Below are 11653 nucleotides of genomic sequence, written 5' to 3'. Positions count from 1 at the left end.
CAATGCTCAGCCAAGCCTATACGTCTGGAATGCAAAAGGTGAAGACATCTTGCGCAAGATCCAGCGTGCGCGAGAGGCGATGGCATCACAGTCCAAAGAGAACGTTTTTTCTGAGACAGCACACTAGACCGGGCCTCTCTCCTTTTCGCTGTATGCCCCCTTTGGGCGTGTCTTGTGCAACGGCGTTTCACTTCCCTTCCAAACACTTCACAAAATGAAAAACGCACCACCCCGCCAAGGCCCGCAACCAGCTTGGGCGGGAACCCTGTTTTCATCACAAAAAAAGTTCATTAAGGAGACCACGATTAATTTGGCACCTGCTTAATCATTCAATCCAGAATTCGTGATCTGTCTCCGAATTACCCACAGACGGTTATCGTGAACTCTAACAGATCGCCCTCGACTCGAAGTGTAGCGAGCACTTGGCGGATAACGGCGTTTGTTTCCATCACCGGCACTACCACTCCTTGCCCCTCTATCTGGGGCAAGGAAAAAATACACAACGGGACCTTATTTAACTGACTCAACGCTCAAACTGAGTGTCAGCGTGAACGCTATTTTTTTCTTGGATCGTCTGCAGGGTTGACGTAGTCAATCCCGTTTGGGCCGGGGCCCTCCACCTGAAGGATTACCTCTGCGCCTTTGCTTGCCCCAAAGTGCCTCACGTGACCCTCGCCATAAATGCTTCCGGCCGGAAATTCATGCAATTTTGTCGCATCGAATTTATCCCCATCGCCGTGATACCACGTACCGGAGATCACGGTGACTGTGCGCTCGTCGGGATGAGTATGGGCGGGTAAAATATAGTTCGGTGGGAGTTTTACTCGCACGATATATGGCCCAACTTTTGGGTCACCCTGGAGGACGGCGGTTTTTGCCCCCTTTGGCAAAGCAGGGTTATCGGCCCACTGGATGTCGTTTGGGGTAAACATAATGTAAGCGCTAGTCTCAGCCCAACCCGCTGATGACCCAAGGCAAGCAATCGTAAAGACAACAGATAACGCCGCGAGTTTGTTGTTCATCGTATTCTCCTCAGCGCGGTTTGAACGAGGCCAGGGATATTGAGCACGCAGGCATTGGCCTCCTAAGACTGCCTGCCTAACCGATAATAATAGTCCGAGAAAATGGAGGCAGACCACCATTTCCAGTCGCAGCCTATCCCCTACCCAGTCAATCGTTCTCCAATCCTGATAAACTCCCTTCTTTGCCTAACCTGCGAATTCTCCCTAGCCAAGCCCAGCCCACTCTTCACTTCTGTGCCCAGCTAAAACCGCAATCCAACAGACGCCCCAATGCCCCTAGATCTCGCCCCAACCACACCCCAATCCCTCTCCCGCCGCTTTTCCGTGGCGCCGATGATGGATTGGACTGATCGCCATTGCCGGTTCTTCCTGCGCCTGCTCTCCAGGCACGCCCTCCTCTACACAGAGATGGTCACCACTGGCGCGCTGCTCAACGGCGATCACGACCGTTTCCTGCGTCACAACGAGGCTGAACACCCGCTCGCCCTGCAATTAGGCGGTAGTGTCCCGGCGGATTTAGCGGCGTGCGCCCGTATGGCTCAGGAACACGGTTACGACGAGGTCAATCTCAACGTCGGCTGTCCGAGTGATCGGGTGCAGAACAATATGATTGGCGCGTGTTTGATGGCGCACCCGGCTCTGGTGGCGGATTGTGTGAAGGCGATGCGTGATGCGGTGTCGATTCCGGTGACGGTGAAGCATCGGATCGGGATTAATGGTCGCGACAGTTATGCCGAGTTGTGTGATTTCGTCGGTCAGGTGCGGGATGCCGGTTGCACGAGTTTTACTGTGCATGCGCGGATTGCGATTCTGGAGGGGTTGTCGCCGAAGGAGAACCGCGATATTCCGCCTTTGCGCTATGACGTGGCGGCGCAGTTGAAGGCGGATTTTCCGGAGCTGGAGATTATTCTCAACGGCGGGATCAAGACGCTGGCGGAGTGTCACGAGCATTTGCAGCGGTTCGACGGGGTGATGCTGGGGCGCGAGGCGTATCACAATCCTTATGTGATGGCTGAGGTGGATCAGCAGTTGTTCGGCAGTACGGCGCCGGTGATTACGCGGGCTGAGGCCTTGGCGCGGTTGCGGCCTTATATAGCCGAGCATCTGGCGACTGGCGGGTCGATGCACCATATCACTCGGCACGTGCTGGGGCTGGGCACTGGCTTTCCGGGGGCACGGCGGTTTCGGCAGTTGCTCTCGGTGGATATCCATAAGGCCAAGGAGCCTTTGGCGTTGCTGGATCAGGCGGCGCAGTTGCTCGAAGGTCGATAGATCCCAGCCGTGTTGAACCTGCTGGCTGATTTGGCATCGAATTTATCTGGATGACGCCCCGCTATTCAAACACCTGTTTTCAGGTTGTTGCGGCTTGGGGCCGTCGTTAAGCATAAGCACCCTTGAGTGGCTGTCAGCGCTCGGGTAATGTCATTAGACCCATAGGACAGAGCACGCCCATGACTTCCAAGCTGGATCAACTCAAGCAATTCACCACCGTTGTTGCCGATACTGGCGATTTTGAAGCTATCGCTCGCGTCAAACCGGTGGATGCCACCACTAACCCTTCACTGCTGCTCAAAGCTGCGGCCATTCCAGGTTATGCCGAGTTGCTGAACGCCTGTGTCAGCGACTGTAAAGGCGATGTCGGTTTGGCCAGTGATCGCTTTGGCGTGGCGGTTGGGCAAGAAATTCTGAAAGTGATTCCAGGGCGTATTTCCACTGAAGTGGATGCGCGTCTGTCGTTCGACACTGACGCCGTATTGAAGCGCGCGCACCGTCTGATCGAGCTGTATGACAAGGCGGGCATTGGCCGTGAACGCGTTCTGATCAAGGTTGCTTCTACTTGGGAAGGCATCCGCGCCGCCGAGCAACTGGAGCGCGAAGGCATCCAGACCAACCTGACCCTACTGTTCTCCTTCGCCCAAGCGGTTGCCTGTGCCGATGCCGGGGTGTTCTTGATCTCGCCGTTCGTAGGCCGGATTTACGACTGGTACAAAAAAGCCAACGGTAACGACTACACCGGCGCCGATGATCCGGGCGTGCAGTCGGTCACCCGCATCTACAACTACTACAAGGCCAATGACTACAAGACCGTGGTGATGGGCGCCAGCTTCCGCAACCTGAGCCAGATCGAGCAATTGGCCGGTTGTGATCGCCTGACCATCAGCCCTGACCTGTTGGAAAAACTGGCTGCAGACACTGGCAAACTCGAGCGCAAACTGGCGCCAGGCCATGCCGGCGAAGCCCGTCAGAGCCTGACCGAGAGCCAGTTCCGCTGGGCCTCGAACGAGGACGCGATGGCCACCGAGAAACTCGCGGAAGGTATTCGTCAGTTTGCCCGTGACCAGGAAAAACTCGAAGCGCTGCTGACTGCCAAGCTCTGATCGCCAAGCTCTAATCAGAATCGGGCACATGCAAAAAGGGCGGACCCTCGCGGGTTCGCCCTTTTTTATGCGCTAAAGCGTGATGCTATCAGTGACGCTCCAGGGCGTTCACCAAGTCGTGGAAAGCTTCGCGATTGGAGTCGTTCAGGCCCATGAGAATCTTGTGCGCTTCAAGCACTTTGATCCGCACCACTTCTTCCGACTGATCCTGGGATGGCAGGTCGGTCAGGCATTCCGGGCACGGGATCGGACGATCAACGATGTTGAACACCTGATCGAAGCCCATCGACTGCAAAAGCCGGGTGATGTCTTCGTGGGTGGTGACGACAGTCGGCAAGAGGCCGACCTTTTGCCGCGAGAGGATCGACAGTTTGGCCAGCAGGCCAAGTGTCGTGCTGTCGATGCTGCGGGTTTCGGTCAGATCGATCACGATCGCTGAAAAATTCAGCGCAGTGAAGATCCTCTCAATAGTCGCATCCAACGCCGAACAAAGGGTCAGGCGAACTTCACCGACGAACTTCAGGACGAAGGTGCCGTCCTGCTCGGCGAACTGGATTCTACCGGTACTCATTAAAGATTCCTGCTCAACACCAACAGGGCGATATCATCCGGCATCTCCCCTAGCGTGGCCAATCCAAAAACCTGCCGCAGACCATCCAGGCTGCCGCCCGCCGTTCTCACCCGTTCAGGTAAGGCGGCCTCTTTCTCTTTGAGTGTCTGTTCGGGCAAAAGGTCCAGAATGCCATCGGACATCAGCGTCAGGCTGAATACCGGCGGCAACTCCATTACGCGATCTTCGTAGGTGGCTTCATTGAACAAGCCCACCGGCAGACCACGCCCTTCCAGATAGCAAACACTGTTTGGGGTGTACAACACAGGCAATGGCAGGTGACCGCCAATGCTATAGGTCAACAAACCCGTCTCCTCGTCGATGACTCCACCGACCATCGTGACATGTTTGCCCAGCTTACAGCTGATCAGGCCACGGTTGATATGGCCAAGGACTTCCGAAGGCTTAAACTCCGGCAAAGTGCCATTGCGCTTGGACTCGAACAACAACCGCGTGGTCATGAATTTCAACAGCACCGTGACGAATGCCGAAGACGCGCCATGACCGGAAACGTCTGCCAGATAAAACGCTACCCGACGCTCGTCGACCCGAAAGTAGTCAACGAAATCACCGGAAAGGTACAAAGACGGAATGATTTGGTGCGCGAACTTAAACTCATCGATCGTCCAGGGACTGACCGGCAGCATGTTCATCTGCACCTGACGCCCAGCGTTCTGGTCTTCCTGGAGCAGGTTCAGGCTGGCTTCGAGCTCGCGGTTAGCGGTTTCCAGCTTCTCGCGGTAGCGCTGGTTTTCCAGCAGCAGACGCGCACGATCCAGGGCCCGGCGCACAGAGTGCTCGAGCACAGCCAGATCTTCCAGGGGTTTGATAAGGTAGTCCGCCGCACCGAGGCGCAAGGCCTCGACAGCGTCGTTCATGACGCCCGCGCCAGAGACAACGATCACTGGCGTTTGCGGAGCAAGGTCAGTCACCTGACGAATCAACTCGAGTCCGCCCATCTGCGGCATGCGCAGATCGCAGATCACCAAGTCGGGCTTTGCTTGCTCGAATACCTTAAGACCTTGCTGGCCATTGCTGGCCTGAAGGACGCTGAATCCACTGTCTTCCAAATAGGCCGCGAGGCTCGCGCGCACTACTTCGTCGTCATCGATTATCAGCAGCGTGGCACTGGTTTTTTGCATGTGGGCAAACGGCGCCAGAATTAGGTTGGCGTAGGTGAGCTGGGTGTTGACCGGGCTCACTCTACTGGATTCGCTTTCTAGCCTCTCTGAGTCGCAGCCTTTGGAGCTATTGCCCTACTCGCGCGTTAATCAGAGGTGCCCTTCTAAGGCGCAGACGGTACTCCCATCCGCGGGGCGTTTCAAGCTCATGCCGATGGTCGCTTGACGTCTTTTCTCCGCAAATCACCGGGAGTTATAAGAACAAGCAAAACCGGAACGGAATTGAAGGATAGAGCCCATGAATCAAAATGATCGTGACTATAGTGAAAAACGCGATTACATCCGCATGCGGGTGAATGCAGAGGTCACCCTGATCCACGCCGGCCAAGTGATTCCAGCCGTCTGCGTGGACCTTTCCAGCAGTGGCATGCAAGTCCAGGCTCAGCGTTCATTCAACGTGGGCGACAGGCTGAGCATACGGATTGACTCTGAACATACCGCCCTCAAAGGTCTGGAAGCCGACACCGAGGTAGTCTGGATTAAAGAACAGGACGGCGGCAGTCAGAAACTTGGGCTTACAATCCTGAACATGAATTAATCCGGGACAGAAACGCAGAAGGCGGCCAATTGGCCGCCTTCCTGGTTTGCAGAGTCAGGCTTAAAAGTCGTCTTCAACCTTGCCATCCTTGACTTTGAACTCGCGGTTCTGCAGATAGGCGTTGCGGATGAACACGTATTTGTCGCCACTGATCAGCTTCTCGGCCGACAGCAGGCTGGCGCGGGTATCGATCACATGCAGGCCGTATGCCATATTGCGCGCCGGAATGTCATTCATATAACGGTAGGGTTCGGTGTAGCTGTCCACGTACTTGGAGGGTGCATCACGCAGAGTACTCGGACCAAAGAACGGCAGCATCACGTATGGACCGCTGCCCACGCCCCAGTGGCCGAGGGTCTGACCGAAGTCTTCATCGTTGCGCTGCAGGCCCATTTTGGTGCCCAGATCGAAGAACCCGGCCACGCCGAGCGTGGTGTTCATCAACAAGCGCGCGGTGTCGACGCCAGCGGCGCGAGGCTTGGCCTGCAAGACGTCGTTGGCCAGGTTGCCAACGTCACCGATGTTGCGGAACATGTTGTGGATGCCGTCTTCGAGGAACTGCGGGGTGATTGCCTGATAGCCCTGCGCCAAGGGTTTCAAGGCATAGGTATCAAGCAGATCGTTGAACCGGAAAATCGGCCGATTGATGCTTTCCCAAGGGTCTTCTTCCCCGGCCTGAGCCACAAACGGAACCAACATGATGCTGGTACACACACACAATTGAACTAAACGACTGCTCCAGCGCATAGCAGAAACTCCTTGGTTTGTTCTGTCGCGGGCGCTATGCCCTGGCGGTAAGCGAGCTAGTATAAAGCGGAACCGCTCGATTAGGCAGCATCCCCCCAGAGGAGTCTTACAACAGACTCGGCTTTGTACTATTCCATTTACACAGTCGTCACTCAATTGTCATCGGCAACGATTAGCCTGCGATGCTATTTCAGGGACGTTGATATGCCGCACGCTGAAGCCTTACCCGTAGCTGCTCCTGCCCTGACCGCCGTGCTTTTCGGCCTCAGTGGCTGCCTGGTCGATTTCGGCGCCCGGACGCGCCAACACGGTGCCAATCAGCCCCCCCACGAACCCGCCAACGCCACTCCTGGCGCGCTGGATATTCTGCACAGCTTGCAACGCCAGGGTGTCCCCTGCGCTTGGCTGGATGAGCTGCCGCATGGGGTCAGCCATGCCCTCGCGGTATCGTTGCCGGATTGGATCAAACCCACCCACAATGCCGGAGCCGCTAGCCAATGGCCGGCCCCAAACGCCTGCTGGCAGGCACTGATGGCGCTGAATGTCAGTCGCCTGGATGGCTGCGTACTGGTCAGCGGTGAACCGCGCTTGCTGCAGTCCGGCCTCAACGCCGGGCTTTGGACTATCGGCTTGGCATCATGCGGCTCACTGTGCGGACTTGCGCCCAGCGAATGGCAGGCTTTGAGCCAGCAAGAGCGCGAGCACAAACGCGGCAAGGCAACGCTGCAACTGTTTGGCCTCGGTGTGCATTCGGTGATCGATCATTTGGGCGAACTCACGACCTGCCTCGCGGACATCGGCCTGCGGCGACTTAAGGGTGAAAAACCCTGATCGACCGATCTTGATCGAGATCATGCACGCGGCGATGGAGTGGATTACTCTAAGGTCTGGGTATGGACCTTTAGGCAACTGCCGCGGTCCATGCCTGTGCCTATCAATAGAGGGAGAACGCCATGCCTGCCCGCGAACTGCAAGAACAACTCAATACCCTGCGCGAGCAATTGGAGCAAAACCCACCGCTTTCGGAAGCAGAACGCGCCGATCTGCAATTGCTGATGCAACAGATCGAGCTTGAGCTCGAACTTGAGAAAAAAACTCAGGGCACCAACCTGGCCGATGGCGTAAACCTCGCCGTAGAACGCTTCGAAGTTGATCATCCCGCGATCGCCGGCACCTTGCGCAATATCGTGCTCGCGCTAGGCAACATGGGAATCTAGGCCCCCCAACATACAAAAGCCCCGCTCTTTAAAGCGGGGCTTTTTCATTTTTGCGGCAATGAACGCAGTCTAGCGAACACCGGCGAGTGGTTCCGTACACCCGCAAATTATCAGGTGTACGCAATACTCGTAGGAGCTGCCGAAGGTTCGGGCCGCGTACGGACGATCTTTTAGGGGCGCCGCATTTTTCAGGTCTTACTGGCGAACCAATCGGTGGTTGGGCAATACCACCGCCTCAGTGCTGCGGTACGGATTGATATCCAGACCGCCACGGCGCACATAACGGGCATAGACCGTGAGTTTCTCCGGCTTCAGCAGCCGTTGCAGGTCGAGAAAGATCCGTTCCACGCATTGTTCGTGAAAGTCCGCGTGCTGACGGAAGCTCACCAGATAGGCCAACAGGCTCGCGTGATCCAGCGCTGCACCGCGATACTCCACCGCAACGCTGCCCCAGTCTGGCTGACCGGTCACCGGGCAATTGGATTTGAGCAGATGGCTGTGCACGCTCTCCTCGATCACCTGCGAGTCGTCGCAACGCAGCAGTTCTGGGCGCGGCTGTTCGTAGTCGCTGACGCTGATATCCAGCTCGTCAATGCACACACCCGGTAATGCCACGACACCTTCGGCCTGAACTTCATTCAAGCTACGAATACGCACGCCCACCGGTTTGCCCGCAGCGGCCGAGAGATCAGCCTGCAAGGTCGCCTCGAGGCTTTGCATGTCAGCAAATGGCGTCTGATTCAGCGAGTTGAGGTACAACTTGAAGGACTTCGACTCGATGATGTTCGGTGAGTCTGCCGGAATGCTGAACTCGCCAATGGCCACTACGGGCTTGCCAGACGGCAGCAACCAGGACAGCTCGAAGCAATTCCAGAAGTCCACACCCTTATACGGCAGGGTGTCGGCGCTCAAGCCCAGCTCGGCCCATTTCGCCGCGCGCGGGATTGGAAACAGCAAAGACGGGGTGTAGGTAGAGATGTATTCACTGGACTTGCCCAGCGGCGAGTGTTCGGCTGCGGGATGCATGGCGGAAACCTGACTAAATTAACCCGACAAGTCTATCAGCCTTTGCTCCCGCCTTTGAGTGCGAAGCGCTTATTGGGTGACCGTAATCTTGCCGACCATCCCTGCCTGATAATGACCGGGTATGTTGCAGGCAAACTCAAGATTGCTCGCCTTGCTGAAGGTCCAGGTCAATTCGGCGGTTTTGCCCGGTTCTACCAATACACTGTTCGGGTCGTCATGCTTCATGCCCGATCCATGATCCATGCCGGCCATCGAACCGTGGCCCATCGCCGCGTGATCCATGGAGCCCGACGGCATTGACGTACTGTTCATCCCGGTCGGAGTCAGCATGCCGTTCTGCTGCATCTGAAGCATTTCCTGCTGGTGCTTGGCATGCATCGCTGCGTCGCCCAGGTTGAACTCGTGCAACAGTTGTCCTTTGTTGATCAGCACAAAGCGCACCGTCTCACCAGCCTTGATCTTCAGCGACGTGGGACTGAAAGACATATCGCCCATCACCACTTCGACAGTCCGCGTGGCTTTCGCCGCTGGCGCAGGTGCGCCGAAGGCATAGGTCTGTGCAGGCGCGGCCCAGACGGGGAAGCTCAGCACCAGCAGACAACCCGCCAGCACCAGTCGATTTCGCAAAAACCGATTTCCCAAAAACATAGTCACGCTCCAATAAGATGAGGTTCAGCCTGTGGGAAACTCTAACGCTGCACCGCTGCCAGCCAGCTGACTGCTAGATTACAACTTTGTCAGGTTGCGCCGCATCGCGGCCACCCACGGTATAAAGCTCCCGTCCGTTTGCCATGAGTCGCCCATGAAACTGCTAATTGTCGAAGACCAACCGAAAACCGGGCAGTATCTGCGCCAAGGGCTGAGTGAAGCCGGCTTTAACGCCGAATTAGTGGCTGACGGCACTACCGGCCAGCACCTCGCGCTGACCGGCGATTACGCGCTGTTGATCCTGGATGTGATGCTGCCCGGTCGCGACGGCTGGCAAATTCTGCAAGCGGTGCGCAGTGCCGGCCTGGACATGCCGGTGCTGTTTCTGACCGCCCGTGACGCCGTAGAAGACCGCGTGCATGGCCTTGAACTCGGCGCCGACGACTACCTGGTCAAACCCTTCGCCTTCTCCGAACTCCTCGCCCGCGTACGGAGTCTGTTACGCCGAGGTAGCGCCACGCCTCAAGAAACCAGCCTGCAACTGGCCGACTTACGCCTGGACTTGATCCGTCGTCGGGTCGAACGTAGCGGGCAGCGCATTGACCTCACCGCCAAGGAGTTCGCCCTGCTGGAGATGCTGTTGCGCCGCCAGGGCGAAGTACTGCCCAAATCGCTGATCGCCTCACAGGTGTGGGACATGAATTTCGACAGCGACACCAATGTCATTGAAGTGGCGATTCGCCGCTTGCGCCTGAAGATCGACGATGACTATCCGAACAAGTTGATTCATACCGTGCGCGGCATGGGTTACGTCCTTGAAGAGCGCCCGGCCTGATGCGCCGTCTTTCCCTGAGCAGCCGCCTGGCGTTACTGTTCGCCGCCTGCACCGCAGTGGTGTCGTTGCTGGCTGGCGTGCTCTTCAGTCGCGCCAGTGAAGGGCATTTCATCGAACTCGATCAGCAACAGCTCGACGGCAAACTGATTGCCCTGCGCAGTGCCTTGCAAGGTGCCGATGACGCGATCCGCTTTGCTGATCGCAAAGCCTCGTTGCAAGATGAACTCAGCCATCAACCGGACCTGGCGCTGCGAATCAGCGCAGCAGATGGCAGCGTCTGGTTCGACAGTTCACCTACCCTGCCCGCTGACCTGCCGACCGAGCCCGGCTTGCACAGTCTGCAAAGCGACGGTACCGCTTACCGGGTCTATGGCGCTGCGCTGGAGCCGGGCAAGCAGAACTCCCCACAGTTGACGTTGATGCTCGACATCACGCACCACCAACACTTCCTGCAACGCATGCAGCACTTGATCTGGCTGACGGTTGGCCTGTCGGCGCTCGCCACCGCGTTATTGGGTGCCTGGGCCGCTCGCAGCGGTTTGCGCCCGCTGCGGCGCATGAGTGAAGTCGCCGCCAGTGTTTCCGCCAGTTCGCTGACCAAGCGCCTGCCCCACGATCAGATGCCGGCCGAACTCGCCGAACTTGCCCATACTTTTAACGCCATGCTCGGGCGCCTGGACGATTCATTCCAGCGGCTTTCAGCGTTTTCTGCCGACATCGCCCATGAGCTGCGCACACCGCTGTCGAATTTACTGACCCACACTCAGGTCACCCTCACCCGCCCACGGGCGCTGGAGGACTATCGCGAGGCGTTGCACAGCAACCTGGAAGAACTGCAATGGATGGCGCAGCTGGTCAACGACATGCTGTATCTGGCCAAAGCCGATCATGGCTTGCTCATCCCGAAACGTGAGCCTTTGGAGCTAGGAGATGAGGCGGACCTGTTGCTGGAGTTTTTCGCGCCACTGGCGGAAGAAACGCAGGTCAGCATGACTCGTGAAGGCCATGGGAGTTTTTCCGGGGACCGCAGCATGCTGCGTCGCGCCCTCTCCAATTTGCTGGACAATGCGTTGCGTTTTACCCCGGCAGAGGGTGAAGTGAGGGTGCAGATTGTCGATACCGCAAAAGGCCTGAGCCTGAGTATCGAGAACAGCGGAAGCGGAATTGACCAGGCATTATTGCCACGTTTGTTCGATCGATTTTACCGGGCGGACCCGGCGCGCCGCGATGGCAGCAGTGAACATGCAGGATTGGGATTGGCGATCACCCATTCGATCATCCGCGCTCATAGCGGGCAGATTCGTTGCGAATCAGATAAGGGATGGACGCGGTTTGTGATTGAGTTACCAAAGGCAGATTGATACCGGCAGGACCGGCCTTATCGCGAGCAAGCTCGCTCCTACAGTGGTTCTGTGTCGTTCACATCATGGTGGCTCGACGCAGGTCTAATG

General features: G+C 57.2%; 13 protein-coding genes and 1 pseudogene. 8 read left to right on the top strand and 6 right to left on the bottom strand.

The genetic code is table 11. The features are described from left to right. Positions 1 to 127: pseudogene (locus tag ACZYSM_RS24005) on the top strand (IS630 family transposase); the annotation flags it as partial. Between the two features lie 427 nt (positions 128 to 554). Here ACZYSM_RS24005 and ACZYSM_RS24000 read toward each other — a convergent pair. Continuing rightward, positions 555 to 1022: a cupin domain-containing protein gene (locus ACZYSM_RS24000; protein ID WP_489075294.1), complete on the bottom strand. Its 468-nt coding sequence runs from the start codon at positions 1020 to 1022 to the stop codon at positions 555 to 557. A 270-nt stretch (positions 1023 to 1292) separates the two neighbouring features. Between ACZYSM_RS24000 and dusA the strand changes: the two genes are divergently transcribed. Beyond that, positions 1293 to 2294 (top strand): tRNA dihydrouridine(20/20a) synthase DusA, encoded by a 1002-nt coding sequence (gene dusA / locus ACZYSM_RS23995; protein ID WP_489075292.1) that lies wholly within the window; start codon positions 1293 to 1295, stop codon positions 2292 to 2294. A gap of 179 nt (positions 2295 to 2473) precedes the next feature. Further along, positions 2474 to 3400, top strand: coding sequence for a transaldolase (tal, locus tag ACZYSM_RS23990; RefSeq protein ID WP_489075290.1), 927 nt, complete (start codon positions 2474 to 2476; stop codon positions 3398 to 3400). An 88-nt stretch (positions 3401 to 3488) separates the two neighbouring features. On the opposite strand, the gene rssC is transcribed toward tal, so the two are convergent. Next, a complete protein-coding gene (rssC, locus tag ACZYSM_RS23985; RefSeq protein WP_068587814.1) occupies positions 3489 to 3971 on the bottom strand; it encodes an anti-sigma factor antagonist RssC in 483 nt (160 codons plus the stop codon). Continuing rightward, entirely contained in the window at positions 3971 to 5152 is a 1182-nt protein-coding gene (rssB, locus tag ACZYSM_RS23980; RefSeq protein ID WP_489075300.1) for a two-component system response regulator RssB, read from the bottom strand. Before rssB ends, rssC begins: the two co-directional genes overlap by 1 nt. A gap of 277 nt (positions 5153 to 5429) precedes the next feature. On the opposite strand from rssB, the gene ACZYSM_RS23975 reads away from it, so the two are divergent. Further along, positions 5430 to 5729 (top strand): PilZ domain-containing protein, encoded by a 300-nt coding sequence (locus tag ACZYSM_RS23975; RefSeq protein WP_489075287.1) that lies wholly within the window; start codon positions 5430 to 5432, stop codon positions 5727 to 5729. 60 nt (positions 5730 to 5789) lie between these two features. On the opposite strand, the gene ACZYSM_RS23970 is transcribed toward ACZYSM_RS23975, so the two are convergent. Then, the gene (locus ACZYSM_RS23970; protein ID WP_489075285.1) at positions 5790 to 6476 is read right to left on the bottom strand and encodes an MlaA family lipoprotein; all 687 of its coding nucleotides are present in this window, start codon (positions 6474 to 6476) and stop codon (positions 5790 to 5792) included. A 204-nt stretch (positions 6477 to 6680) separates the two neighbouring features. On the opposite strand from ACZYSM_RS23970, the gene pcrP reads away from it, so the two are divergent. Further along, positions 6681 to 7307, top strand: a complete 627-nt coding sequence (pcrP, locus tag ACZYSM_RS23965) for an HAD superfamily inactivated hydrolase PcrP (RefSeq protein WP_489075283.1) — start codon at positions 6681 to 6683, stop codon at positions 7305 to 7307. A 122-nt stretch (positions 7308 to 7429) separates the two neighbouring features. Further along, positions 7430 to 7693: a DUF4404 family protein gene (locus ACZYSM_RS23960; RefSeq protein WP_489075281.1), complete on the top strand. Its 264-nt coding sequence runs from the start codon at positions 7430 to 7432 to the stop codon at positions 7691 to 7693. 195 nt (positions 7694 to 7888) lie between these two features. Here the strand turns inward: ACZYSM_RS23960 and queF are convergent, their stop codons facing one another. Together queF and copI are read right to left on the bottom strand one after the other, a co-directional pair. Beyond that, a complete protein-coding gene (queF, locus tag ACZYSM_RS23955; protein ID WP_489075279.1) occupies positions 7889 to 8719 on the bottom strand; it encodes an NADPH-dependent 7-cyano-7-deazaguanine reductase QueF in 831 nt (276 codons plus the stop codon). Positions 8720 to 8788: 69 nt separating this feature from the next. Next, complete coding sequence (gene copI, locus ACZYSM_RS23950; protein WP_489075277.1) at positions 8789 to 9367, bottom strand: copper-resistant cuproprotein CopI; 579 nt, start codon at positions 9365 to 9367, stop codon at positions 8789 to 8791. Positions 9368 to 9521: 154 nt separating this feature from the next. On the opposite strand from copI, the gene ACZYSM_RS23945 reads away from it, so the two are divergent. Together ACZYSM_RS23945 and ACZYSM_RS23940 are read left to right on the top strand one after the other, a co-directional pair. Further along, positions 9522 to 10202, top strand: coding sequence for a heavy metal response regulator transcription factor (locus ACZYSM_RS23945; RefSeq protein WP_489075275.1), 681 nt, complete (start codon positions 9522 to 9524; stop codon positions 10200 to 10202). Continuing rightward, entirely contained in the window at positions 10202 to 11563 is a 1362-nt protein-coding gene (locus tag ACZYSM_RS23940) for a heavy metal sensor histidine kinase (protein ID WP_489075273.1), read from the top strand. The genes ACZYSM_RS23945 and ACZYSM_RS23940 overlap by 1 nt, the downstream gene beginning before the upstream one ends. The last annotated feature ends 90 nt before the right edge of the window (positions 11564 to 11653 follow it).

The organism is Pseudomonas sp. F220 (genome assembly GCF_057813935.1).
This window is presented reverse-complemented; position numbering and strand designations above follow the sequence as displayed.